At 43.4% G+C, this 24,408-nt stretch carries 18 protein-coding genes; 15 read left to right on the top strand and 3 right to left on the bottom strand.

What is annotated here, in order from left to right; genetic code table 11:
* Positions 1 to 44: 44 nt before the first annotated feature.
* From BLS49_RS16825 to BLS49_RS16835, 3 genes are all read left to right on the top strand, one after another.
* Positions 45 to 2,213 (top strand): methyl-accepting chemotaxis protein, encoded by a 2,169-nt coding sequence (locus BLS49_RS16825; RefSeq protein WP_091233251.1) that lies wholly within the window; start codon positions 45 to 47, stop codon positions 2,211 to 2,213.
* A 173-nt stretch (positions 2,214 to 2,386) separates the two neighbouring features.
* Complete coding sequence (locus BLS49_RS16830) at positions 2,387 to 4,171, top strand: peptidoglycan D,D-transpeptidase FtsI family protein (protein WP_091233146.1); 1,785 nt, start codon at positions 2,387 to 2,389, stop codon at positions 4,169 to 4,171.
* A gap of 95 nt (positions 4,172 to 4,266) precedes the next feature.
* The gene (locus BLS49_RS16835) at positions 4,267 to 5,721 is read left to right on the top strand and encodes a polysaccharide deacetylase family protein (protein WP_091233149.1); all 1,455 of its coding nucleotides are present in this window, start codon (positions 4,267 to 4,269) and stop codon (positions 5,719 to 5,721) included.
* 98 nt (positions 5,722 to 5,819) lie between these two features.
* Here BLS49_RS16835 and ilvD read toward each other — a convergent pair whose 3' ends face one another.
* Positions 5,820 to 7,505: a dihydroxy-acid dehydratase gene (gene ilvD, locus BLS49_RS16840; protein ID WP_091233153.1), complete on the bottom strand. Its 1,686-nt coding sequence runs from the start codon at positions 7,503 to 7,505 to the stop codon at positions 5,820 to 5,822.
* Positions 7,506 to 7,708: 203 nt separating this feature from the next.
* Positions 7,709 to 8,761, bottom strand: coding sequence for an acyltransferase family protein (locus BLS49_RS16845; RefSeq protein ID WP_091233156.1), 1,053 nt, complete (start codon positions 8,759 to 8,761; stop codon positions 7,709 to 7,711).
* Positions 8,762 to 9,029: 268 nt separating this feature from the next.
* Here BLS49_RS16845 and BLS49_RS16850 point away from each other — a divergent pair, with 268 nt between their 5' ends.
* The gene (locus tag BLS49_RS16850; protein WP_091233160.1) at positions 9,030 to 9,803 is read left to right on the top strand and encodes an HAD family hydrolase; all 774 of its coding nucleotides are present in this window, start codon (positions 9,030 to 9,032) and stop codon (positions 9,801 to 9,803) included.
* Positions 9,804 to 9,819: 16 nt separating this feature from the next.
* On the top strand, positions 9,820 to 10,563 hold the full coding sequence (locus BLS49_RS16855) for an NAD-dependent protein deacylase (protein ID WP_091233164.1): 744 nt from the start codon (positions 9,820 to 9,822) through the stop codon (positions 10,561 to 10,563).
* Positions 10,564 to 10,615: 52 nt separating this feature from the next.
* On the opposite strand, the gene BLS49_RS16860 is transcribed toward BLS49_RS16855, so the two are convergent.
* Entirely contained in the window at positions 10,616 to 11,476 is an 861-nt protein-coding gene (locus BLS49_RS16860; RefSeq protein ID WP_091233167.1) for an AraC family transcriptional regulator, read from the bottom strand.
* 173 nt (positions 11,477 to 11,649) lie between these two features.
* On the opposite strand from BLS49_RS16860, the gene BLS49_RS16865 reads away from it, so the two are divergent.
* The 10 genes from BLS49_RS16865 (at position 11,650) to ptsP (ending at position 24,353) form a co-directional block, all read left to right on the top strand.
* Entirely contained in the window at positions 11,650 to 12,828 is a 1,179-nt protein-coding gene (locus BLS49_RS16865; protein ID WP_091233170.1) for a galactokinase, read from the top strand.
* A gap of 2 nt (positions 12,829 to 12,830) precedes the next feature.
* Positions 12,831 to 13,820: a UDP-glucose 4-epimerase GalE gene (galE, locus tag BLS49_RS16870; RefSeq protein ID WP_091233173.1), complete on the top strand. Its 990-nt coding sequence runs from the start codon at positions 12,831 to 12,833 to the stop codon at positions 13,818 to 13,820.
* Positions 13,807 to 15,417 (top strand): UDP-glucose--hexose-1-phosphate uridylyltransferase, encoded by a 1,611-nt coding sequence (locus BLS49_RS16875; protein WP_091233176.1) that lies wholly within the window; start codon positions 13,807 to 13,809, stop codon positions 15,415 to 15,417. Before galE ends, BLS49_RS16875 begins: the two co-directional genes overlap by 14 nt.
* Before the next feature lie 90 nt (positions 15,418 to 15,507).
* Positions 15,508 to 16,671, top strand: a complete 1,164-nt coding sequence (locus tag BLS49_RS16880) for an iron-containing alcohol dehydrogenase (protein ID WP_091233178.1) — start codon at positions 15,508 to 15,510, stop codon at positions 16,669 to 16,671.
* Positions 16,672 to 16,885: 214 nt separating this feature from the next.
* On the top strand, positions 16,886 to 17,422 hold the full coding sequence (locus tag BLS49_RS16885; RefSeq protein WP_091233181.1) for an NfeD family membrane protein: 537 nt from the start codon (positions 16,886 to 16,888) through the stop codon (positions 17,420 to 17,422).
* A gap of 34 nt (positions 17,423 to 17,456) precedes the next feature.
* Entirely contained in the window at positions 17,457 to 19,001 is a 1,545-nt protein-coding gene (locus BLS49_RS16890) for a flotillin lipid rafts scaffold protein FloT (RefSeq protein WP_091233254.1), read from the top strand.
* Positions 19,002 to 19,188: 187 nt separating this feature from the next.
* A complete protein-coding gene (glcT, locus tag BLS49_RS16895) occupies positions 19,189 to 20,031 on the top strand; it encodes a glucose PTS transporter transcription antiterminator GlcT (protein ID WP_091233184.1) in 843 nt (280 codons plus the stop codon).
* Positions 20,032 to 20,256: 225 nt separating this feature from the next.
* The gene (gene ptsG / locus BLS49_RS16900; protein WP_091233186.1) at positions 20,257 to 22,329 is read left to right on the top strand and encodes a glucose-specific PTS transporter subunit IIBC; all 2,073 of its coding nucleotides are present in this window, start codon (positions 20,257 to 20,259) and stop codon (positions 22,327 to 22,329) included.
* Positions 22,330 to 22,372: 43 nt separating this feature from the next.
* The gene (locus BLS49_RS16905; protein ID WP_091233189.1) at positions 22,373 to 22,648 is read left to right on the top strand and encodes an HPr family phosphocarrier protein; all 276 of its coding nucleotides are present in this window, start codon (positions 22,373 to 22,375) and stop codon (positions 22,646 to 22,648) included.
* Complete coding sequence (gene ptsP, locus BLS49_RS16910) at positions 22,641 to 24,353, top strand: phosphoenolpyruvate--protein phosphotransferase (RefSeq protein ID WP_091233192.1); 1,713 nt, start codon at positions 22,641 to 22,643, stop codon at positions 24,351 to 24,353. The genes BLS49_RS16905 and ptsP overlap by 8 nt, the downstream gene beginning before the upstream one ends.
* Positions 24,354 to 24,408: the final 55 nt, after the last annotated feature.

Genomic DNA, 24,408 nt, shown 5'->3' on the forward strand with positions numbered 1-24,408 from the left:
CCCTATTTTTAGCAGGTAATTATTATGAGCGGTGGGTGATTGACATGAATCTGCTTCCAAAGAAGAAATTGGCAGAAGACAAGGACAAACAAGAGAAGAAGAGCAAGGGTACGAAGCTAAAGGATGTAAAAGCTCTTGGTAAAGGTTGGAGTAGCTATATTGAAAGGGCTCAGGGGATGCTGCCTAAGCAAATCAATCCGGCAAAATCTGTAGGGATTCGTCTGTTTCTCATTTTTTTCATAGCTATTATGTTTTTTGTATTGGCTATAGGGATTTTATCTTATCAAATGGCTAAAAGCACGATACAAGAAAATGCTGAACTTGCAAACCTGCAGACAATTGCTCAAACTTCACAGAAGCTAGACATCATTTTTCAGAAATATGAAGAGAACCTGCAGCAAATGTTTTTAGATGAAGAGATGCAGAAAGCAATTCTGGAAGCATCATTGTCAACTAATGGGGATTATGAACGCTTTACATCTACAAACAAAATAAAAGAACGGCTTAGTGCGATGACGTATTCTACTAAAGGTATACTCGGAGTATACCTGATATCGCCAGACAATCTTGTCGATGATGTTACTAGTGGTTCTATAAATTCGGCTTTTTTGGACACTGTTCGTGACCAGCCATGGTTCACTGAAATGGCAAAGGCTTCAAAAGTGATGTGGCTTAATGTTCCAAATGAAAAAAATTCAGGGTCAAATGTATTCAGATTGGTTAGATCAGTGCAAAGCGTAAACAGCATGAAGCGTTTTATTGTAGTAGCAGATATTAATCTGGATATATTGAATGGTTACCTTAAGGAGGTAAACCTTGGTACGAACTCTACAGTACAAATGCTTGGGCCTGACAATATAGTTGTTGGATCAGCGATTTTAGAAGATATCGGCAAAGTGACTGAATATGATTTGAGTAAAGCCGGTAATGAGAAAGTAGGTAATATTAACACCACGGATATTAATGGGAACTCGGTTCTGGCAGTCTACAATAAACAGATCACTACAGACTGGAAGCTGCTAGGCACAGTAGCGACTGAGGAATTGATTAAAGATGCTAAAGGCATCCTGTTAGCTACATACATAGCAGCAGCAGTAGTTGCTGTAGCTGCAATAATTATTGCAATGTGGATGGTAAGAATGATCGCACATCCGTTATCTAAGCTTCAAAACCTGATGGAAGAGGGCTCCAAAGGGAATTTGAATGTACGTATGGAGACGAAAGCGAAGGATGAAATCGGTCAATTGACGGCAAGCTTCAACGTGATGATGGAGCAAATTACGACTCTTGTAAAACAAACGAACTTTTCGGCGCAAGAAGTGTTAGATACAGCCACTGAGCTTACTCAAGCATCTAACAAAACCGCCATTTCTGCGAGAGAAATAGCAATTGCAACCGAAGAAATCGCTAATGGTGCAACAAGTCTTGCGAATGAAGCGGAACGCGGCAATGAGCTGACAGAAAATATTTCGCGGAAAATGGAGCAGGTTGTAAACACCAATAAAGAGATGGAGCTATCTGCTCGCCAGGTGGAAGAGTCCAGCCAGCAAGGAACTGAATACTTGAAGGGCCTTCTGAAGAAAACAAATATTACAGTAGATATGATTAATTCGTTAACTGCAAAAGTTGACTCACTTAAATCAAGCACAGGCTCAGTACTTAAAGTGCTTGATGTTATGCAAAATATTACACAGCAGACTAATATTTTGTCATTGAATGCTACAATTGAAGCGGCACGTGCCGGGGCTGCGGGACGAGGCTTTATGGTAGTTGCTGATGAAATTCGCCAACTGGCAGATCAATCCAAACAATCTATTACAATGGTAGGACAAATCACCGATAACATTCAGCAGGAAATGAATGAGACGGTGCAAGCGTTGTCCGAGGCAAGTCCGATGTTCCAGGAGCAAATCAGCTCTGTGAAGGAGACCAATCAAATTTTCGTATCGGTTCGTGATCAGATGGCAGGTTTTGTTCAACATTTAGATGTTGTTACAGCTTCTATTGATGAATTGAACCAATCTCAAAACGTGTTATCTGAAGCAATGAGCAACGTGAGTGCAGTTGCCGAACAATCTTCAGCTACTTCCGAAGAAGTTGCATCCTTAAGTAGCGAGCAACAAACCGTTGGCCAGCATTTGGTTGAGCTCTCGGACAAATTGGAGAATGTATCCGCTGGATTGAAAGAATCGTTATCCAAGTTTACCGTATAATTAACGAAATGAACGTGTCAAAGATGATGCTGTCCTATGATCGATAATGATCACAGGACAGCGTTTTTAATTTTGTAATAAAGGAATTGCAGATCAGAATAGCGAAAGGCCGGCTATATGGTGTGAATAATCTTTTCCCAGGAAATAATGGTATTAGATTAGGAGGCGGCAGGATGGCATTAATAAGAAAAAAGCGCATATTCTATATTCTGATCATATTTACTTTGATATTCGCGATATACGCAAGCCGTATTGGCTGGATTCAGTATAAGGCAGCTTTTAAAGCGGTTACAGCTAGCGGTCAGACTATAAACGAACTGGCAGTCAGGCAAAGGGAAGAAGGTATAGAGCTTGATTCAGGAAGAGGGCAATTTAGTGATCGTAACGGGGTTTTGATGACGGGTATTACTAGATGGGAGCCTGTGTTGTTTCCTGTTGCTAAATTACCGAATGAGAAAACATTGGATACTTTGGCAAGTATGCTAGGAACAAGCAGGGATAAGCTCCAATCGACCTGGAGCACACTAAGGGTTCCATATGTGTGGCCCTATAAAGAAGCATTAACGAAGAATGTAAATGGTAAAGAGGAAAGAAGCAGCTCAACACAAGGTTTTGAGTTGATGCCCTATGTGTATCGCTATCCTGAAGAGGAGAGTGGACGACAATGGTTAGGGTTTACATCCCAGCGTCCTGATGTGATTCTGAAGCTTCGATCCCAAAATAAACAGAATGAAAATTATTCTTTATCCATGCAGGTAGGTGCGGCGGGATTGGAAAAGACCTTCGACAATTTTCTACGAGGGATTGGAGGGACAAGGGCATATTATACAGTAGATGGACAGAAGCGCCCGTTAACAGGAATTGGTATCAGAGTAAAAGGAGCAAATAACAGATACTACCCGCTAACTATTCAGACGACAATTAACAATGAAATTCAGGGTGATTTAGAGCAACTGGCTGAGAAAATGGGATTAAAGGAGGGAGCCATAGTTGTTTTAGATGCTAAACAAGGTGATGTAGTCGCCATGGTGTCTCGGCCGTTCTACGATCCGTATCATGTAAATATGGAGGATGGAAGCTGGAGTAATAAAGCTGTTAAAGCGGCTGTGCCGGGATCTATTTTCAAGGTGGTCATCGCTGCCGCGGCATTGGAAGAGCAGGTAACTAACCCAAATGAAGTTTTCCACTGCTCAGGCCATTACGGAAAATACGGCTTATCATGCTGGAAAAATGGTGGACATGGTGATATTTCACTGAGTGAGGGGTTTGCTAAGTCCTGCAACATCGTATTTGCCACGTTAGGGGAACGATTGTCTGTGGAAAGTATTAACCGAACAGCCCATAAACTGGGGTTATCCAGATTGAACGGATGGCATGCTGACGTTTTTCTGGATGGTGAAGCCCTGTCTCAAATCGATCAGGAGGAGGCAGGACGAATTTTCTACGACACTTCAAAAGCAGACGGAGGCACTCTAGCGCAAACGGCGATCGGGCAAAGAGATGTGCTGATGACTCCGCTTCAAGCAGCTAACCTTGTAGTCACATTGCTAAACAATGGGGTAGTATATTCTCCTAGATTGGTGAGTACAATTCATTTCAAGGATGGCTCAACATTAGCGAACCTTCCGATACAAAGTTACTTATTCAGGGAGGGGAGAATTCAACCCGAGACAGCTAATATGTTATTGGGCTGGATGCGGCAAGTTGTAACGGATGGAACGGGGCGTACGCTTAGCTCAGCCAAGTGGCCACTTGCAGGAAAATCAGGGACTGCGCAAGTCGTAAAAGATGGAGAGCATCGAAATAATCAATGGTTCATCGGTTATGGACCAGTAGGCAAACCCAAATATGCAGTTGCTGTGCTGTCGCAAAATCGTCCGGTCAACTCTAATCATCAGGCTATACAAATTTTTCGAGGTACCATGAATATTCTCGAACAGCATGAACAAAAAAAATGACCCTAATTGTGTGAGGTATATGATAAAATAGTGAGTGATGCTATGCTATAGTGTATGCCAAAGTCATTGAATCATAGAAAAGTGGGGAGAACGACATGGAGACTTTGCTGCTGTGGTTATTTTACATTTCATCGTTATATGCGTTCATACCTGGACTGATTACTCGTTTGTTCGGTTTTCGTGTATTCAGGCATGGCTCAACTAAGGATGAATTTGCTCTCACTTTCGATGATGGGCCAGATCCTGTGTATACTCCAAAATTGCTTGATCTTTTGAAGCGTTATGGAGCTAAGGCAACCTTTTTTGTAGTTGGCTCGAATGCCGAAAAAAATCCTCACCTCATTAGACGAATGTATGATGAGGGTCATTTAGTGGGGATTCATAATTATGTACACAAGACGAATTGGTTGATGTTTCCTGATACTGTTAAGAAGCAAATACAGAAGACAAACAAGATCATTTACGAAGTGACCGGAAAAACAACACATTATTATCGCCCTCCATGGGGAATTGTCAATTTATTTGATTTTGCCAAACGTAATGATACTCAAATCGTGTTATGGTCAAGTATTTTCAACGATTGGCGCGTTAAGGTTGGTGCAGATCGCCTGACAAAACGTATGCTGAAAAAACTGCGTGGAGGCGAGGTATTTCTGCTTCACGATTGCGGCGCTACACTTGGAGCTGATAACGGAGCTCCGGGGGAAATGCTGATTGCTCTGGAGAGAGTGCTGGAAGAGGCACAGCGCCGCGGGCTTCGCAGCATTCGTATTGATGAAATGATTCAGGAGACTGAACGTATCAGGAACGATAGGAAGGCTCCAAAATCAGGAACTTCTAAAGCGTTTGAAGAAAAAGGCTCCAAATATCAGCGTACAGAGTTATCATGGTTCAAACAGTTTATCGTCACTTTATGGTTGCTGTGGGAAAAGATATTTCACCTTATGTTCCAATTGCAAACGACCAATAAAGAAGATCCTATATTTCATTTTCGGTTTCGGCCGTATCACGGCAAGGATGTAGCTATGGATAACGGGGATGTCCTTAGGAGTGGAGACCGAATTCTGGAGCTGCACTTTGATAACAAAAAATTGTTTACTATTGGATCACGATCCAGAACTCCGGTTCAACTGGCTCTTCAAATGATAAGAGGTGTTGAGAAGACGTTGCCGGAGCTAGCAAGTTACATCAGCAGTCACCCTGAGACGCATGATGTTAAAGCGGTGTACGGCGTTAGTATGATTAACCGTGGGCCAGAGAAATTCGGGTTTACAGTAACTGATCTTCCGAAAGGCTGGTTTGCCACTTCATCAAAGATGTATCTGAAGTTCTTATTACGAGTTATTCATCCTTCCGGAAATACACGTGTGAAGAAATCATCACATGAACTAGTTCCAAAGTTAATTGTTATGTCTATGGATACACTGATGGATAAATATTTGAAGGATGGATCTTACGGCTCACATCATCGTCTTTATAATAAAAAAGTGGAGCCTGAGGAAGAAGATGAGACTGCACTTCAAGCCACTATGAGCCAACAACTATTGTAGCGATTTTGAATCATTAATTTTATTAGAAAAAGAAAGGCTCTCCCGCCGCTGGAATGCGATTTTGGGAGAGCCTTTCGTATTTTAAAAATGCATGTGAATTAAATCTTCAAGATGCCGCCTTTGCTCGCATTTGTTACCAGCTTGGAGTAACGAGCAAGGTAACCGGTTTTCACTTTTGGTTCAAAACCTTTCCAATTTCCACGGCGACGTTCAAGTTCTTCGTCAGAAACATGAAGTTCGATTTTACGGTTGTTGAGATCAAGCTCGATAATGTCTCCATCCTCAACAAATGCAATAGGTCCGCCCTCTGCAGCTTCAGGAGAAATGTGACCGATACTGATACCACGGGAAGCCCCTGAGAAACGTCCGTCCGTAATCAAGCCAACCTTTGCTCCGAGTCCCATACCCACGATTTGTGAGGTTGGAGCTAACATTTCCGGCATTCCTGGTCCACCTTTTGGCCCTTCATAACGGATAACTACGACAGTGCCTTCTTTTACTTTGCCGTTAGCGATACCTTCAAGTGCTTGCTCTTGAGAATCGAAGCAAATTGCAGGACCTTTATGATATCCGCCAACTGAAGGATCAACTGCACCTACTTTAATTACAGAACCTTCTGGAGCAAGGTTGCCGTAAAGAATTGCAAGTCCACCTTTTTCAGAATAAGGCTTGTCGATTGGATGAATGACGCTATGATCGAGGATTTCGCAACCAGCAACGTTTTCAGCGATTGTTTTACCTGTAACCGTCATTTGCTCACCGAAAATCGCCCCTGGTTTCTTGAGCAATTCATGCAATACAGCACTTACGCCGCCCGCTCTTTGAACATCCTCGATAAAGATGTCAGATGCAGGAGCCAGCTTGGCGATATGTGGTACACGGTTAGCAACCTCGTTAATACGTTCAAGCGGATAATCGATCCCTGCTTCTTGAGCAAGAGCAAGTGTATGAAGCACAGTATTAGTAGAACCACCCATTGCCATATCAAGTGCAAAAGCGTTGTCGATGGATTCTTTAGTTACGATATCACGAGGTTTCAAATCCAGCTTGATGAGTTCCATCAATTGAAGCGCGGATTGTCTAACAAATTCACGACGTTCTTCAGCGATTGCAAGAATTGTTCCGTTACCTGGCATAGCAAGTCCGAGTGCTTCAGCCAGACAGTTCATGGAGTTGGCTGTGAACATACCTGAACAGGAGCCGCAAGTTGGACAGCCGAATTGTTCCAGTTCCATCAGATCGTCATCACTGATTTGACCTGCTTGGTGAGCACCAACACCTTCAAATACAGATGTAAGGGACAATTTGCGCCCTTTGCTGTCAACGCCAGCTTTCATAGGGCCACCACTTACGAATACCGTTGGAATGTTCACGCGCAGAGCGCCCATCATCATGCCTGGTGTAATTTTATCGCAGTTGGGAATGCAGACCATACCGTCAAACCAGTGTGCAGATACTACTGTTTCCAGAGCGTCAGCAATGATTTCACGACTTGGCAAGGAATAACGCATGCCGATATGACCCATCGCAATACCGTCATCAACACCAATGGTGTTGAATTCGAAAGGAACACCGCCAGCTTCGCGAATTGCTTCCTTTACAATTTTACCGAACTCCTGCAAATGCACGTGACCCGGTACGATATCAATATAGGAGTTACATACTGCGATAAAAGGTTTATTGAAGTCTTCTTCCTTAACACCTGCGGCACGTAGCAAACTACGGTGAGGTGCGCGGTCGAAGCCTTTTTTAATCATGTCTGAACGCATTTTTTTGGCTGTCATGATGACGATCCCCCTATAAATAAAAATATATTGTTAATATGAAACTTTGAAACATTACACCGCTAAAGGCTATCTTTAAAGTCTATCATATGTGTTCTTCTTTTTCTAGCAAGCAAAATCAAGAAATCCCCGGTTAAACTGGGGACTTCAGCATAATCTAGATATAAAAATGATATGAAGATAAATGCACGGGCATGGTTTGCTTAATGTTTGCCAGTGGCTCCGATATGTCCAAAGGCACGCCGTTGCATCGCTAACGCCCACTGAACAGATGGCTCGATTACAGGTGAGGTCCATTTTCTTACGACAGTTTGACTTAGCATCATTGTGAGCACTATTGCCCCGATCACAACGAAAAGAGCGGTCCAGTCGTTCTGGATATATTGATATAGCGGCGAAACGGCAGCGAACCGGATAATAAAGCCATGCAGTAAAAATACATAAAGAGTTCTGCGCCCGTACTCTGTTAATTGGCTCGCCCCTTGTGGCACGATAGATAAAAATGCAGCTCCGGCAATGATTTGCAATAAATAAAGGCAAAGACGATATATTCCTGCATACCATTCATGATGGTCCAGCTGACCATAGGTCATATTGCCGTAGAGCCATCCTGGGGCAATGTCTACGCCGCTCAGAAGTATCACAGCAAATAAGAGAAGGGATATAGATAATGCAAATCCTCTTGCTTTAATGGTGAGCATTTGCTCCAGCTTTTCAAATGAAAAATGATAACCCGCGATAAAGAATGGAAGAAATACGAAAGTACGAGAGATGCTAAGCCACGTTCCGTCCATTTGCAAATAACCGACTAGAACCCCGAGTGTGATGGATATAGCTAACTGCTGAACCGCAGAACATTTGTGCATCATAAGAAGTAGTAGTCGCCAGCCGATATGACTTGCTAGAAACCAGATCAGTAGATATGGAGCAAAAAAGGAATGGTGAATATTTTTAACTTGAAATACGGTGACGTCCATCAGGGAATATAACGTTTGAAAAATAATGTACTGGAATGATATTTGCAGCAATATTTTGCGTCCGGCTTCACCAGTTAAATTGTGCTTGGCGAAATATCCTGTTACGAATACAAATAGTGGCATATGAAAGGTGAAAATCCACATATAGAGAGAATGCATGCTATCCAGTCGGGTAATTAAAGGTTCTATGGCATTTCCGACAAAGACGCAAAGGATCAAAAGAAATCGCAGGTTCAGGAAGAACGTCTCTCCTCGTGCTTGTATTGGGTTTGCGCTCATGACGAAGGCTCCTTTCAGTGCGATTCCGCTGATTATAGGTCTTAGCAAATAAATGTTAAAATTTAAATTAATTCTTCTATGTATAAAATACTCCTTTTAAAAACGCGAACTTGTGATTTATATCACAATAGAAAACGCTATCAGGTTTCATAATTGTGTCCAACTGTTGACACCTTGGAATATGTAATGGGACTTGATTTTGTCTCATGTCCAGTCACGATGTAAAATAGAAAATAGAGTACCAGGCCCAATACAATGGAGGTGCAAAATGCCAGGGATCACTATTGCTGATACCACTCTGTCATGCCGGGGTATATTGTTTGATAAGGATGGCACGCTGCTGAATTTTATGGACATGTGGGGAACTTGGGCAGACAAGCTGGTTCAGTTGATTGAAGGACAACTCTCTATAATGAAGGCAGCGCCCAGAGAGAATGTTTCCGATTGGCTTGGTCTTGTCTACAATAAACAGGGGATAGTCATCGGATATGATAAAACAGGTCCGCTTGCGATGGGTACGGAGGAAGAAGTAACCGCGTTATTGGCCTGGCGATTCTATAATGCAGGGATGCCTTGGAATGAAGCGGTAATGAAGGTTCGTGAGCTGAATGCTTTAGCAATGATTGAAGTTGAAAGATGCAGACCAGCACATGCATTGCCAGGTTTACATGATTTTCTTGTATCCTGCAGCAGAGCTGGTATCGCTTTAGGTATCGTAACGTCAGATACAACAGCAGAGACGTTAAAGCATCTGGAGTGGATGGGCCTTCGCAATTATTTTTGCAGCATTGTAGGTAGAGATCGTGTTGGCAAGGGAAAACCCGATCCTGAAATGGTAACACTGGCTTTACGGGAAATGAGAACCTCTACGGAGGAATGTATTTTAATTGGAGATAGTAATGGAGATATGATTATGGCGAAACGCGCTGGACTACGAGCTGCGATTGGCATTGCTGGAGATATTGCTTCAGGTGAAGAATATTTGCTGGATGCAGATTACATTGTGACAGGATATTCCGAATTGATGGTGCAATTGACATAAAAGGAGAGAAAACATAGTGAACGCAAAGGAACAATTGGCTTTATGGATCAAGGAAAGCCGTAAAATCGTGTTTTTTGGAGGGGCAGGCATATCTACCGAAAGTGGTATTCCTGATTTTCGCTCAGCAGCAGGAATTTATCAGACCGAAAAGGAGTCGCCGTATGCTCCCGAAGAAATTTTAAGCCGTCCCTTTTTTAATCGCCATCCAGAGGTGTTTTTCGACTTTTATAAAACAAAAATGATTCATCCGGAAGCACGTCCCAATTCTGCTCATAAGTTGCTGGCTGATTTGGAAGAGCGGGGCCAGCTATCTGCTGTCGTTACACAAAACATCGACGGATTGCATCAAATGGCGGGAAACAAACATGTGCTTGAGCTTCATGGTTCGATACACCGAAATTATTGCATGGATTGTAGCAGGTTTCATAGTTTGGATGATGTAATGACCAGTTCTGAGATCGTACCGCGCTGCAAGGAGTGCGGAGGCATTGTGAAACCGGATGTCGTGCTGTATGGGGAGAGCCTTGATGATGAGGTGATACGTGATTCAGTGAAGGCGATTGCAGAAGCTGACTTATTGCTGATCGGAGGAACATCATTGACAGTACAGCCAGCCGCCCATTTTGTTACGTATTTTCAAGGAGACCGAACCGTGCTGCTGAATGCTTCATCCACCGCATTTGATCATCAGGCGGATTTGCTCATTACAGAGCCAATTGGTGCTGTTCTGGGTGAAGTAAGTGAACTGCTGAAGCATTAAGAGAGAAGAACACCCCTTCCATCCAAGACTATGGACAGAAGGTGTTTTTGCTTTATTTGGATGTTTTTTTTCCAGATGCGTTTCTGCGGTATTCGCTTGGAGATTCGTCGTGAAATCTTCGGAATTGGCGCGAAAAATATAATGCATCGGTGAGTCCGACGGAAGAGGCAATTTGCTCAATAGACAGCTCAGGGCGTTGCCTTAGCAACTGCCGTGATTTATCAATCCGAAGCTTTAAAAGGTAGGTAACAGGTGTAGTTCCGGTTTCCTTCTTGAAAATCCTTGATAGATAAGCACGATTATATCCCAAGCTGGAGCACATTTGTTCAATCGATACGGGATGGGCGTACTGGCTGGACATATAGTGTATCATTTGTTTGACTATTCGCTGGACTCCCGATTCTCCTGCAGGCAGAGTAGATTCAAGGACTAATGCTTCTTCCGCTTCAGCCAAAATTAAATATAGACTTCCTAGAGATAATAAATGAGCGCTTGATTTCTTGCTGCGGAATGATTGAAGGACCGCTTCCAGCAGCTCAGGGATTTTGCTGTCCTGACCGGATCGAAATACTGGAAGCTGTGGTGTGAAACCGGCATGTGTGATTAACTCTGCTGCTTTATCGCCTGTAAAAGCAATCCAACGATAACTCCAGGGCTGATTATCGTCTGATGCATAACTGACAAGTTGGTCAGGCTGGATTAGAAAGCAATCGTTTTGCCCAAGCTCATAGTGAGCAAACTCCGTTCGGAAGCTTCCTCTGCCTTGTTCTACACAGTGCAATAGAAAGTAATCATATACTTTAGGTCCTAATTTGTGGTTAGCCATTGTCTGGCTTTCACCGGCAAATAGAACGTGAAGGTCATTTGTTTGAAATATTTCGGGATTGGCAGCAGCGCTATATGTTTCAGGCATAGTTATATACTTCTCTCCTTGTAAAGTATTAATATACTCTTTATATTACTAGTTGAGGTCACAATTATCCATATTTAACTCGCATAGATACATTACTTAATACGTATAGTTTTCTTATACTAAATACGTGAGCAACAACTAATGCAAGATTCCATAATGATGGGGTGTTATTAATGAAAAGACAGGAAATGTTAGATTTGTTTATTACACGTTGCGGAGAGAGCGCTGAGGAAATTCAAGTTTTTAATGCTCCCGGCCGCGTAAATTTGATCGGTGAGCATATTGACTATAATGGAGGGTATGTTCTTCCGGCAGCGCTGGAGTTTGGGACAACACTTGCTATACGGAAACGTAATGACGATAAAGTAACATTTACATCTACAAATTTTCCATATCATATTGAAGTGGATTTGGAAGGAATCGGAAATGAAAAAACTGGCGAATGGGTTGATTACCCGCTCGGAGTAATTGTTGAGCTACGCAAGTTGGGAACTGAGCTTACCAGTGGTTATGATCTATTGTACCATGGTGAAATTCCTAATGGATCAGGTCTGTCCTCCTCCGCTTCCATTGAAGTTGTTACGGCGTATGCATTCTCTACTATGGAAGGAAAAGATACGAATACTGTAGAAATCGCACTTTTATCCCAGCGTGCAGAAAATTTGTACGTTGGTGTGAACAGCGGAATTATGGACCAGTTTGCGGTAGCAAACGGTGCGAAGGATCATGCGATTTTGCTCATGTGCGATACATTGGAATATAAGCTGGTTCCATTTGCTACCGGCTCCTATAAGCTTGTGATTGGCAATACGAACAAACGAAGAGGTTTGGTTGATTCCAAATACAACGAGCGCCGCTCTCAGTGTGACACTGCATTGCAAATATTGCAGCAGGATGAGCCGGAATTGAAATATCTTGCTCACCTTGCTCCTGAACGTCTAGAGGAGCTTAAGAGCAATTTTAATGATGAGATTCTGTACAATCGTGCTGCTCATGTCGTATTAGAAAATTCCAGAGTATTGAAATCCGTAGAAGCACTTAGTAACAATGATCTGATCACTTTTGGCAGTCTGATGAATGCTTCTCATGATTCGCTCCGTGATCTGTATGAAGTAAGCTGTTTAGAGCTAGATGTGATGGTAGAAGAAGCACGGAAAATTGATGGAACACTTGGTTCTCGGATGACCGGAGCGGGTTTTGGAGGGTGTACGGTATCGTTGGTGCATGAAGATTCTGTTGAACGTTTTCTCAATGAGGTTGGTGAAGCATACGAACGTCGGACAGGGCTCAAAGGTGAGTTTTATGTATGCGGCGTAGGTAATGGAGTTCATGAAATGAAGGAGGAGAACTAATTATGGCTATTTTAGTCACAGGTGGAGCAGGTTATATTGGTTCACATACGGTTGCGGAATTGCTTAGCAGAGGAAAAGAAGTTGTAGTCATCGATAATTTGCAGTCCGGGCATCGTGAAGCACTGCTTGGAGGCAAGCTGTATGAAGGTGATTTACGCGACAAGGAACTGCTTGCAAAGCTGTTCGCAGAGAATGACATTGAGGCCGTAATCCATTTTGCTGCGAATTCTTTAGTTGGGGAGAGTATGAAGGACCCTGTTAAGTATTACGATAATAATGTGTACGGAACTCTATGTTTGCTGGAGGCAATGGATAAAGCGAATGTACGGAAAATTGTGTTCTCCTCAACAGCGGCAACTTATGGTGAACCGGAAAAAGTACCTATTGAAGAGAGCGATGCAACGAATCCAACGAACGTATACGGTGAAACAAAGCTGACAATGGAACGGATGATGTCCTGGTTCGACAAGGTGCTGGGCATAAAATATGTAGCACTCCGCTATTTCAATGCAGCCGGGGCACATGAGAGCGGTAAGATCGGTGAGGATCATCGTCCGGAGAGCCATCTGATTCCGTTGATTCTGCAGACAGCACTTGGACAACGCGAATCGATTTCCGTATTTGGTGACGATTACGATACACCGGACGGTACATGCATTCGTGATTACATTCATGTAAGCGATCTGGCTGATGCACATATGCGTGCTGTAGATTACTTGGTTAGCGGCGGCGACAGCAATGTGTTTAACCTTGGCAACGGGCAAGGCTTCTCCGTTACGGAAGTAATTGCTAAAGTGCGTGAAGTAACTGGACGTGAGTTCACAGTAGTAACTAGCCCGCGTCGTTCCGGAGATCCCGCAATACTGATCGCTTCTTCAGATAAGGCAAGAACAGTGCTTGGCTGGAACCCATCCCGCGATAAACTTGATGATATTATTCGCAGCGCTTGGGAATGGCATCTCCATCATCCTAACGGGTATGACGATAAATAAGGAGTTGAGAACAGTGGGAGCAGAAGAGACAAACAAGCAGAAAGCGCAGCATGCGATAGAGCAGCTTCTCCACTATGCTCTGGAGCAGGGGCTATTTGAGGAGCAGGATCTGGATTATACACGGAACCGGCTGCTGGAATTGTTCAGCTTTGATGAGCCGTACCTCGTTCAGGTTGGAAGTGAATCATTATCTGGTCCACAGCAACCGTTGCAGATTTTAATAGATTTTGGCTTCGAAATTGGGTTGATTCCTGAAAATACGGATACTTACCGTGATTTGCTTGATGCTCGTATTACGGGTCTCTTGATGCCGCGTCCTTCAGAAACCATAGCCAAATTCATGAATACAAAGGGTCAGTCCGGGATTGAGGCAGCGACAGACGAATTCTACAAGCTGTCTGTAGCAAGCAATTATATTCGGATGGACAGGGTTTCACAAAATATTTACTGGAAACAGCCTACTTCTTACGGTGATATTGAGATTACGATTAATCTTTCCAAGCCTGAGAAAAATCCGAAGGAAATTGCCATGGCGAAGCTGCTTCCTCCTCCGATCTATCCAAAATGCCAATTATGCCGGGAAAATGTAGGTTATGCAGGGCGAATCAATCATCCGGCTCGTCAAAATTTAAGAACAATTCCTCTTGATTTGAATGAGGAGCCGTGGCTTTTTCAATATTCACCATACGTTTATTACAACGAGCATTGCATCGTATTCCATCATGATCACGTGCCGATGAAGCTTACGAAATTGACTTTTAAGCGCTTGCTGGACTTTACGACCCAGTTCCCGCACTATTTTATCGGGTCTAATGCGGATTTGCCGATTGTAGGCGGTTCGATTTTAACACATGATCATTTTCAGGGCGGAAAACATACTTTTGCATTAGAAAGAGCACCGATTGAAGCAAAATTCGAGCATCTAAATTATCGTGGTGTTACCGCAGGTATAGTTCATTGGCCAATGACGGTACTTCGTTTAAACGGTCAGGATCAGGAAATTTTACTTGAGGCAGCTAACGATATTTATGAGCAGTGGAAGGTATATAGTGACCCTGCAGCTGATGTCTACGCATTCAGCAAGATTGAAGAGGAGCAGGTTCCACACAATACGGTAACTCCTATCGTTCGCAGAAGCAAGGACGGCGGCTATGAGATGGATATCGTACTACGCAACAATCGATGTGATGATCAGCATCCAGAAGGAATTTTCCATCCTCATCGGGAAATGCATCATATCAAGAAAGAAAATATCGGTCTGATCGAAGTGATGGGCCTGGCTATTTTGCCGGGACGGCTTAAAGAGGAATTGTCTGAAATCGCGGAAATTTTGAGCGGAAATAGTGAAATGTACGAGGCTGCAGTGTCGGGTACACGTTCCGGGCTGACCGTTCATGTTCCCTGGATTAAGGAATTGATTGCTGAACACGGTACAGCGCTAACAAAAGATCAGACAGAGTCGGTGTTGCGAGAAAATGTCGGTAACAAATTTGCAGAAATATTAGAACATGCAGGTGTATTCAAAGCGAATGAATCTGGACGAGCAGCGTTCCGTCGTTTTGTAAATTCCGCAGGCTATAAAGAGCTATCCTCTTAAGAGGATGGCTTTTGGCCTTTTATTCAAAGAAAAAGTATAATATAGGGGGTAGCTGGAACGTTACTTTTTGATTAAGAGAGGAGTTAACAAATGGACCGTTTTCAATTTCATAATCCGACAAAACTGATTTTTGGTAAGAACCAATTGCAAGCTTTGAGTACGTTAGTTCCCCATTACGGGAAAAGAGTACTGCTAGTGTATGGCGGGGGAAGCATTAAGCGAAGCGGTCTTTATGACAGAGTGATTGCAATTTTACAGGAAATCGGCGCCGAAGTGACCGAGCTCGCAGGTGTAGAACCGAATCCACGCTTGTCCACTGTTCACAAAGGAGTAGATTTGTGTAAAAGTAATGATATCGAATTGATTCTTGCGGTAGGTGGAGGCAGTGTGCTTGACTGCTCAAAAGCAATTGCTGTTGGTGCAAAATATGACGGTGATATGTGGGATTTTGCAGAGCATAAGGCGGCTCCGAAGGATGCACTTCCATTAGGCACAGTGCTGACGATGGCAGCCACAGGCTCTGAAATGAATGGCGGCTCGGTCATCTCCAACGAAGAGACTCAGGAAAAGCTGGGCTGGGGTAGTTCGTATGCTTATCCAGCATTTTCAATTCTTGAACCAGAAAATACTATTACACTTCCTAAGGACCAGACAGTCTATGGAATCGTTGATATTATGTCGCATGTGCTTGAACATTATTTCCATAAAGATTCCAACACGCTTCTTCAGGATGAGTTCTGTGAGGGTCTGCTTCGCACAGTCATTGAGACCGCTCCTAAACTCGTGAACGATTTGGAAAACTTCGAACATCGGGAGACTATACTCCTGAGCGGAACTATGGCTCTTAACGGAGTACTGAATATGGGGTTGTCAGGCGACTGGGCGACTCACAATATCGAGCATGCTGTATCTGCAGTGTACGACATTCCTCATGGCGGAGGGCTCGCTATTCTGTTCCCGAACTGGATGAAGTATGTTATGCATCATGATATTCCCCGATTCAAGCGTCTTGCTACTCACGTGTTCAGCGTTGACCCGAGCGGTAAGAGCGATGAACAAATCGCAAGTGAAGGAATTGCGGCGCTCCGTGCCTTCTGGAATTCTATTGGTGCTCCGAGCAGTCTGTCAGATTATAACATCGACGACAGCAATTTGGAATCTATGGCAGATAAGGCAGTGCGATTTGGAGCGTTTGGAAATTTTGCCGTCCTCGAAAAATCGGATGTACTGGAGATTTATCGACTCTCCTTGTAATTTTATTAAAAAGAGTGCACAACTATGTTTAATGAGAACATGTTGTGTACTCTTTTTCTTATGTGCACAAGTCCAAGATTAATTAACTTGATGAAACATCTTGGGGAATGATACGTATTAATGACATATAGTGAGAATTATTTGATAGTACCGAGTAGTGGCTATGTGTTATTTTTGACATGTATTATCACGTAATTGAGAAAGGAGGATTGTCTTGGAACTGTTATTTTGGAGCTGCTTTGTAGGAGGAGCACTGTTTACTCTAATTAGTACCTTGTTCGGTGATCTGCTCGGAGGTTGGCTGGAAGGTGTGTTTGATTTTTTGTCCGCAGATTTTCTTAAGCCGATTATTTCTGCATCCGCGATTACTACTTTTGGTGGTTCAGGGATTTTGCTCTCCAGATATACGAATATCAATTCTATTGCAGTACTAATTATCTCGATTCTAATTGCTCTGCTGCTATCGGTAATTATTTATTTTGCCTATGTAAAGCCGATGGAGAATAGTGAAAATTCAGTCGGGTTTTCAAATAGCGAGCTTCCTGGCAAACTTGGCGAAGTAACTGTGCCAATTCCTTCTAACGGTTACGGTGAGGTCATGATCAAAATGGTCTCGGGCAATACGCTACATATCGCCAGCAGTTGGGATGGCAGGGATATTCCTGTCGGGACACTAATCGTTGTGGTGAATACGCAGGATGGTGTTGTGCAAGTATCTGAGCTGTACGAGAAAGACGAAAGCAATACGTAATCAATTAGACAAGGGGATGATGTGATTGGATTTTTTGTCTGAAGCTGTGTTGATTCCTGGTGTTATTATCGCAGTTATCGTTGTGCTGGGTATAGCGTTCTGGGCTAGATACAAAACGGTGAGCCCTGATGAAGCAATGATCGTTACTGGATCTTTTCTCGGGAGCCGTAACATTTCTGAGGATGACTCCGGTCGAAAAATAAAAATTGTTCGTGGCGGCGGTGCTTTTATTTGGCCTATTTTTCAGAAAGGTGAATTTATGTCGCTCCTGTCCCATAAGCTTGATGTTATGACACCTGAGGTATATACGGAGCAAGGGGTTCCTGTATCCGCTGATGGAGTCGCTATTATCAAGGTAGGCAGCTCTGTAGAGGATGTAGCTACAGCGGCTGAACAATTTATGGGCAAGCCTATTGAGTCTCTGAAAGGGGAAGCCCAAGAAGTGCTGGAAGGTCATCTGCGTTCGATTCTTGGTTCTATGACCGTAGAAGAGGTATACCGCAACCGTGATAAATTTGCCCAGGAAGTGCAAGGGGTTGCTGCCAGAGATCTTAAGAAAATGGGACTTCAGATTGTTTCCTTCACCATTAAGGATGTACGTGATAAGCATGGTTATTTGGAGGCGCTTGGTAAACCAAGAATTGCTGCGGTAAAAAGAGATGCTGAAATCGCTGAGGCTGAAGCAGTCCGGGATTCACGGATTCAGAAGGCGCTGGCGGAAGAATCAGGACAAAAGGCAGAGCTGCTCAGAGATACGAACATTGCCGAAGCGTCTAAGGAAAAAGAACTGAAGATTGCTTCGTTTAAGAAGGAACAGGATACTGCGAAGGCTGAAGCGGATCAGGCGTATCATATTCAGGAGGCTCGTGCTAAACAGACGATGGTTGAAGAACAAATGAAGGTCGAGCTCGTACGTAAAGAACGCGAGATTGATTTGCAGGATAAAGAGATTGCTGTTAGGCAGAAACAATATGATGCTGAGGTTAAGAAAAAGGCAGACGCCGATCGTTATGCGGTTGAGCAGGCTGCTGAAGCTGATAAGGCCCGTAAAATGCGTGAAGCGGATGCCCTCCAATATTCTATTGAAACACAGGCACGTGCATCCGCGGAGCAGAAGCGTCTAGAAGGTCAAGCGATCGCAGATGCTGAACGGGCAAAAGGTACTGCAGATGCAGAAATTATTCGTCTGCGCGGTCTGGCTGAAGCAGAAGCCAAAGAAAAACTGGCGGAAGCATTCCAGAAATTTGGAGAAGCCGCTGTCCTGGATATTGTCGTTAAAATGCTGCCGGAATTAGCTGGTAAAATAGCAACTCCGATATCTTCCATTGATAAATTGACAGTGGTAGATACTGGAAAGGGCGAAGGCGCGGCACGAGTAAGTAATTATGTAACTGAGCTTATGGCTACCGCACCGGAAATGCTGAAAAGCGTATCAGGTATTGAGCTTGATAAGTTAATTAAGGGATTGACACAAGGAAAAGGAAATGTTAGTCAGTCCATCTCAAAGCAGGCTGAAGGCGCATCTCCGCTAATTGCTCAGCAAGATGGTTCGCAAACCCCTCAAACGCCTTCTGCTTAGACGAGTATGAGCCGAAAGAAGTATAGACTAATTGCATTGCATATATAAAGGCTAGCAAAAGCATCTCATAATAATGTGAGATGCTTTTGTTTTATTTCACGCGATGACTGGCAAGGATGATTAGGGTCGATTATAATAGTTATAAGCGTTCCGGAAATAACGCTGTTAAATGAGGTGCAATACAATTGTGAAGAGCCTAAAAGTGGCCAAAGTGCTTAATAACAACGTCATCATCGCTGATCATCCAGAATATGGTGAGGTTGTTGTGATTGGCAAAGGAATCGGTTTCAATCGTAAGGTCGGGGATACCATCCCTTTGGAGTCTGTTGAGAAGATGTTCTTACTTAAAAATCAACAGGAACAGGAGCAGTATAAGCAGCTCATTCCACAAGTCGATGAGAAATTAATTGAAATTATCGGTGAGATTGTGTTGTATATTGCGAAGCAGACCAAGTCCGAGCTAAATGAGCACATACATATTGCGCTGACAGACCATCTTGCTTTTGCCATCAAAAGAGTCGAACAGGATTTGCTCATACACAATCCGTTTCTCTTTGAGACGAAGGAGATATATCCGGAAGAATATGAAATGGCAAAGTATGCGGTTGATCTGATTTATCAGAAGCTTGGAGTTGATCTCGGAGAGGACGAAGTAGGATTTGTCGCTTTGCATATCAATAGTGCATTAACAAACCGACATGTTAGTGAAGTTCGGGAGCATACACAATTAATTGCTGATTTGATCGCATTGATCGAACAGGAATTCAAATTCACCATTTTGCGAAGCTCGTTGGATTATTCCCGCTTGCTTACTCATTTGCGATTTGCCATTGAACGTATCCGCCGTGGTGAGCAAGCAACGGAGAAGTCAAAGCTGGATGCACTTTTGAAACAGGAATATCCTGTGTTATACAAGTTGGCAGTGAAATTAACCCAAGTGATGGAAGAACGTTTACAAAAAGTAATCTATCCGGCGGAAGTCAGTTATTTGACCATGCATTTACACCGTATAGCTCCTCCTCAAACTTAATAAATGGGGTTGCAGTCTGCAGCAGGGTTTGATATAATTTTTGTGGTAAACAACTGAATAAATCACGATGTGTGACTGATTCGATCAGGCATGAGTTGATAAAGTATTGATTGTTTCGTTGGCTAACGGGGTATTATATCCGTAATAGGGACGAACACGATCAGTATCTTTTAGCTCATGCTTTTTTGTTGTTTAATTCTCAAGGATTACTGTAGGAGGATGTTTATGTTCAAGAAGTTTTTCGGCATCTTGCAAAGAGTCGGTAAAGCGCTTATGCTTCCTGTTGCTCTTCTACCTGCGGCAGGATTGTTGCTGGGAATCGGGAACATGCTCGTAAGTCCGGAATTTCTGGACCTGGTTCCTGCCCTGGATAATCATGGCGTACATTCAGTAGCTGTAGTAATGATGAATGCCGGGCAAATCATCTTTAACAACCTGGCACTGTTGTTCGCAGTGGGTGTAGCGGTCGGATTGGCTGGTGGTGAAGGGGTTGCGGGATTAGCAGCAATCATCGGTTACCTGGTTATGAATATTACGATGGGCTCGGTGATTGGTGTTACGCCTGGCATGATCGGTACAGACGCAGCATATGCGAATGTACTGGGAATTCCGACACTTGCTACAGGGGTGTTCGGCGGTATCATCGTCGGAATCCTGGCGGCAAGTATGTATAATAGGTTTTTCAAAATCGAACTTCCTTCCTATCTCGGATTTTTTGCAGGTAAACGGTTTGTTCCGATTATGACAGCAGCAACATCAATTGTTCTTGGTCTCATCATGGTTCTCATATGGCCACCGATCCAGAGTGGACTAAATTCGGCTTCGCACTTCATGCTTGAACAAAACCGGACATTGTCTGCTTTCATCTTCGGTATTGTAGAACGTGCGCTGATACCGTTTGGTCTTCACCACATTTTCTATTCTCCTTTCTGGTTTGAATTTGGTGAATATGTAAATAGTGCTGGACAACTGGTACGCGGTGACCAGCAGATCTTTATGGCTCAGCTTAGAGACGGTGCTCCATTTACTGCCGGCACGTTCATGACAGGTAAATTCCCATTCATGATGTTCGGATTGCCTGCTGCTGCTCTTGCCATTTATCACGAAGCAAAACCTGAAAATAAAAAATATGTTGCGGGTATCATGGGTTCAGCAGCTCTGACTTCGTTCTTAACAGGGATCACGGAACCGTTAGAATTCTCTTTTTTGTTTGTAGCACCTGTATTGTTTGCAGTTCATTGTGTTTTCGCAGGTTTGTCTTTCATGACAATGCATTTGCTTAGTACTAAAATCGGGATGACATTTTCCGGTGGTCTGATCGACTATATGATCTTTGGGGTTATTCCGGGACGCACCCCATGGTGGAATGTTATTATCGTCGGTCTGATCTTGGCGGTCATTTATTATTTCGGCTTCCGCTTCGTTATTCGCAAGTTCAATCTTAAAACACCAGGTCGTGAAGATGCTGAAGTTGATGAGAATAATGACGATGCAAAACCTGTAACTCATGATGAACTACCTCATAACATTTTGTCTGCTCTTGGCGGCAGCGATAACATCGTGCATTTGGATGCTTGTATTACGCGCTTGCGTGTAGAGGTTAAGGAAAAAAATGAAGTAAGTAAAGATCGCCTTAAAAAGCTAGGAGCATCAGGGGTATTGGAAGTTGGTAACAATATTCAAGCTATTTTCGGTACACGGTCAGATACAATTAAGACGCAGATTTCTGATATCATGAAAGGGAAGACACCGACTATTGCTCCTAGTCAGCCTGATGCATCAGCTAGTGCCGGGAAGCCTGCACAAGTTGAACAACAAGCAGCACAAAACGGAGATGCGATTATTCATGAGGATATTGTGATGCCGGCAAACGGTGAGCTTATGGATATTACAAAGGTTCCTGATCCCGTATTCTCTGAGAAAATGACGGGTGACGGCTTTGCAGTTCTTCCACATGACGGAACGATTGTATCTCCAGTCTACGGTAAAGTGTTCAACGTATTTCCTAGTAAACATGCGGTTGGTATTATGTCGGATGGCGGTAAAGAAGTTCTCGTTCATATCGGCGTAAATACGGTTAAGCTCAAGGGACAAGGATTTAAGGTATTAGTAAATGAAGGAGATCTGGTGTCCGCAGGACAACCGATTATGGAAGTAGATATTGCTTATGTGAAAGAGCATGCTCCTTCCATCATTTCTCCAATTATCTTCTCTAATCTTCCGGAAGGTTCTGTAGTTGAACTTAAGAAATCCGGGACATTGAAGAGCGGGGAAGATAATATCATTACGATAAAATAATTTTACTAAAGAAAATAAATTTTAAGAGAGCAGGTTGATCAATATGGAAAGAAAATTTACTATCATCGATGAAGACGGAATTCATGCACGTCCAGCAACTGTCTTGGTTAATACAGCAAATAAGTTTAAAGAAACAGAAGCATTTGCAGAAGGTAACGGTAAAAAAGTAACTTTGAAATCAATTCTTGGCGTTTTGTCTCTTGGTCTGGAGAAGGGTGATTCGATCACTTTGCTCACTGAAGGAGCAAATGCAGAAGAAGCTCTTCAAGCGCTCACTGATGTAATGATTTCCGCAGGACTTGGAGAAGTCCATGCTTAAGATTGAGGGTATCGCAGCATCGGCAGGAGTGGCAATAGCTAAAGCATTCAAATTGGAGCATCCCGACTTTACAATTACACGTCGGGATGCGGATGATGCTACCGCTGAAATTGCACGCCTGGATGAAGCTCTGGCGAAATCGCAACAAGAGCTTGAAGCGATTAAAGAGCGCACGCTTCAGGAGCTTGGAGAGAAAAAGGCTGAGATTTTTGAATCTCATCTTCTCATATTGAATGATCCGGAGCTGCTGACACCGGTTCGTGACAAAATCTCGTCAGAGAAAGCGACTGCTGAATTTGCATTAGACGAGATCACGAAACAGTTTATCGAAATGTTTCAAAATATGAAAAGCGATTATTTGAAGGAACGTGCAGCAGATATGCGAGATGTAACGAAGCGTGTGCTGACGCATTTGCTGGGCCTATCCTTTATGAATCCGGCAGACATTAGTGAAGAAGTTGTTGTAATAGCTGAAGATTTGACGCCTTCGGATACAGCACAATTAAACCGCACTTATGTTAAAGGTTTCACTACGAATATTGGTGGGAGAACTTCTCACTCTGCAATAATGGCACGCTCGCTTGAAATTCCGGCAGTTGTCGGAACAAAAGAGGTGCTGTCCAAAGTAAATCAAGGCGATATAGTGATCGTAGATGGCCTTGATGGTGCAGTTATTGTGAATCCAACTCCTGAGGTGCTGGAGCAATATCGTGAAAAACGCGACAATCATCAGCGTCAAATCGCAGAGTGGAAGAAACTGCAAAAGGTCGCGACACAATCTAAGGATGGCGTCCATGTAGAGCTGGCAGCTAACATCGGTACTCCAAACGATGTGAATGGTGTGCTGGAAAATGGCGGCGAGGGCGTAGGTCTGTATCGTACCGAATTCCTCTATATGGGCCGTACAGAGCTTCCTTCTGAGGATGTTCAATTTAATGCATACAAGACCGTACTTGAGAAAATGCAAGGTAAACCTGTTGTCGTAAGAACACTGGATATCGGCGGTGACAAGGAGCTTCCATATCTGGATATGCCAAAAGAAATGAATCCGTTCCTCGGCTTTAGAGCGATTCGTCTTTGTCTGGATCGGACGGATATTTTCCGAACACAGCTAAGAGCATTGCTTCGTGCAAGCGTATATGGCAACTTACGCATCATGTTCCCGATGATTGCAACGCTGAACGAATTCCGCCAAGCCAAGGCATTATTGCTGGATGAGAAGGAGAAGCTCGTATCCGAAGGGGTGCAAGTATCCGACTCTATTCAACTCGGGATCATGGTTGAAATTCCTTCTACAGCCGTACTGGCCGATCAGTTTGCGAAAGAAGTTGATTTCTTCAGCATCGGAACGAACGATCTGATTCAATACACGATGGCTGCTGACCGGATGAACGAACGTGTCTCCTATTTGTATCAGCCGTATAATCCTTCGATTTTGCGTTTAGTAAAAATGGTCATTGATGCAGCGCACAAAGAAGGACGTTGGGCGGGTATGTGTGGAGAGATGGCTGGCGATGCTACTGCGATTCCGCTGCTTCTCGGTCTTGGACTTGATGAGTTCAGTATGAGCGCTACTTCGATTCTTCCTGCGCGTTCTCAAATCATGAAGCTCTCCAAAGCGGAGATGGCCTCTTTGTCAGAGAAGGCACTGCAAATGCAGACGGCTGAAGAAGTTGTTGAATTAGTTCGAAGCATTGGCATGTAATATTAGTAATTAAATCTTTTCCAATCAATACATCGGGTTTCATCCATTATCTGGC

The organism is Fontibacillus panacisegetis (assembly GCF_900102215.1).
GTDB lineage: Bacteria > Bacillota > Bacilli > Paenibacillales > Paenibacillaceae > Fontibacillus > Fontibacillus panacisegetis.

Bases quoted from the DNA above. Each gene is read 5' to 3' on its own strand.
- BLS49_RS16825 (WP_091233251.1), top strand. From the start codon at position 45: ATGAATCTGCTTCCAAAGAAGAAATTGGCAGAAGACAAGGACAAACAA.
- BLS49_RS16830 (WP_091233146.1), top strand. From the start codon at position 2,387: ATGGCATTAATAAGAAAAAAGCGCATATTCTATATTCTGATCATATTT.
- BLS49_RS16835 (WP_091233149.1), top strand. From the start codon at position 4,267: ATGGAGACTTTGCTGCTGTGGTTATTTTACATTTCATCGTTATATGCG.
- ilvD (WP_091233153.1), bottom strand. From the start codon at position 7,505: ATGACAGCCAAAAAAATGCGTTCAGACATGATTAAAAAAGGCTTCGAC.
- BLS49_RS16845 (WP_091233156.1), bottom strand. From the start codon at position 8,761: ATGAGCGCAAACCCAATACAAGCACGAGGAGAGACGTTCTTCCTGAAC.
- BLS49_RS16850 (WP_091233160.1), top strand. From the start codon at position 9,030: ATGCCAGGGATCACTATTGCTGATACCACTCTGTCATGCCGGGGTATA.
- BLS49_RS16860 (WP_091233167.1), bottom strand. From the start codon at position 11,476: ATGCCTGAAACATATAGCGCTGCTGCCAATCCCGAAATATTTCAAACA.
- BLS49_RS16865 (WP_091233170.1), top strand. From the start codon at position 11,650: ATGAAAAGACAGGAAATGTTAGATTTGTTTATTACACGTTGCGGAGAG.
- galE (WP_091233173.1), top strand. From the start codon at position 12,831: ATGGCTATTTTAGTCACAGGTGGAGCAGGTTATATTGGTTCACATACG.
- BLS49_RS16875 (WP_091233176.1), top strand. From the start codon at position 13,807: ATGACGATAAATAAGGAGTTGAGAACAGTGGGAGCAGAAGAGACAAAC.
- BLS49_RS16880 (WP_091233178.1), top strand. From the start codon at position 15,508: ATGGACCGTTTTCAATTTCATAATCCGACAAAACTGATTTTTGGTAAG.
- ptsG (WP_091233186.1), top strand. From the start codon at position 20,257: ATGTTCAAGAAGTTTTTCGGCATCTTGCAAAGAGTCGGTAAAGCGCTT.
- BLS49_RS16905 (WP_091233189.1), top strand. From the start codon at position 22,373: ATGGAAAGAAAATTTACTATCATCGATGAAGACGGAATTCATGCACGT.
- ptsP (WP_091233192.1), top strand. From the start codon at position 22,641: ATGCTTAAGATTGAGGGTATCGCAGCATCGGCAGGAGTGGCAATAGCT.